Source organism: Streptomyces sp. NPDC059909, from assembly GCF_042730885.1.
Classification (GTDB): Bacteria; Actinomycetota; Actinomycetes; order Streptomycetales; family Streptomycetaceae; genus Streptomyces.
In genome coordinates this window covers 1-1,390 of record NZ_JBHWKX010000231.1, presented here as the reverse complement: position 1 = coordinate 1,390, position 1,390 = coordinate 1, and the positions used below count along the sequence as shown (strand labels likewise).

Annotated in this window: 1 protein-coding gene; it reads left to right on the top strand. The window is 66.4% G+C overall.

Going from position 1 to position 1,390, the window contains the following annotated elements; genetic code table 11:
* Positions 1-66: 66 nt before the first annotated feature.
* Positions 67-1,212 carry an IS701 family transposase gene (locus tag ACFV9O_RS40440; RefSeq protein ID WP_385428096.1) on the top strand — a complete coding sequence of 382 codons (1,146 nt, stop codon included), beginning with the start codon at positions 67-69 and terminating at the stop codon, positions 1,210-1,212.
* Positions 1,213-1,390 lie beyond the last annotated feature (178 nt).

Below are 1,390 nucleotides of genomic sequence, written 5' to 3'. Positions count from 1 at the left end.
TACTGCAACCGCATGTGGCGTGACGGTCTGCGGTGCTACTCGTTGGTCTGACAGTGTGAACAGTCGCTGACGGTCGAGCAGGTCGAGTCGTGGTCCGAGGGCATAGCCGGGTTGCATGCCCGGTTCGCGCGACGTTTTGGCAGGTCGGAGCCACGTGATCGGGCTCTGGACTATATGACGGGCCTGCTGGCGCCGTTGGAGAAGAAGAACGGCTGGACGCTGGCCGAGCAGGTCGGCCAGCTCCGCCCGGACGGTGTGCAACGCCTGCTCAACCACTCCGAGTGGGACGAGGACGCGGTCCGCGACGATGTCCGCGACTTCGTCATGGAGACCATCGGCACCAAAGACGGCGTGCTCGTCGGGGACGACACCGGCTTCCTCAAGAAGGGTGTGAAGTCAGCCGGTGTCCAGCGGCAGTACTCCGGGACCGCCGGCCGCACCGAGAACTGCCAGATCGGTACTTTCCTCGCCTACGCCTCCCCCAAGGGACGGGCGTTGATCGACCGGGAACTCTACGTTCCGAAGTCCTGGACGGACGACCGGGACCGATGCCGGGCGGCCGGGATCGACGACACGGTGCCGTTTGCTACGAAGATCGAGCACCTGAAGTGGATGCTGCAGCGGGCGATCGACGCGGCGGTGCCGTTCGCCTGGGTCACTGCGGACGAGGCATACGGGCAGGTCAAGCACTTTCGCGCGTGGCTGGAGGAACGCCGGGTGGCGTATGTGCTGGCGACCAAGGTCAACGACACCGTCACCACCACCGACAGCCGCGATGCGCGCGTGGATGAGCTGATCGCCGCGCTGCCCAAGCAGGCATGGAAGCGGCTCTCGGCCGGAGCCGGAGCCCACGGTCAGCGGATCTACCACTGGGCCCGCGTGGCGATCCGGCCGTTCTGGAAGGACGGGTACGGGCACTGGGTACTCGCTCGCCGCAGCCTGGCCGACCCCACCGAGATCTCCTACTACGTCTGCCACGGACCCGTCGCTTCCCTGCTGAAAGACCTGGTCAAAGTCGCCGGCGCGCGCTGGCAGGTGGAGGAGTGCTTCCAGACCGCGAAGGGCGAGTGCGGGCTCGATCACTACCAGGTGCGGCTCTACCGGGCCTGGTACCGGCACATCACCCTGGCCATGGCAGTCCTCGCCTACCTGACTGCCGTCCGTGCCGCAGAAGCCGCAAAAGGGGCAGCGGAAATGACGAGCACGACCTGATACCCCTCAGCGTCCCGGAGATCCGCCGGATGATCGGGCACGTCGTCATCACGCCCCACTGCCATGCCAACGAGTACCGTCTGCGCTGGTCACACTTCCGACGCCGCAGCCAAGCCCGCGCCCGCCGCTGCCATTACCAACGCCGAGGCCACGACCCCCACATGCGGTTGCAGTATTA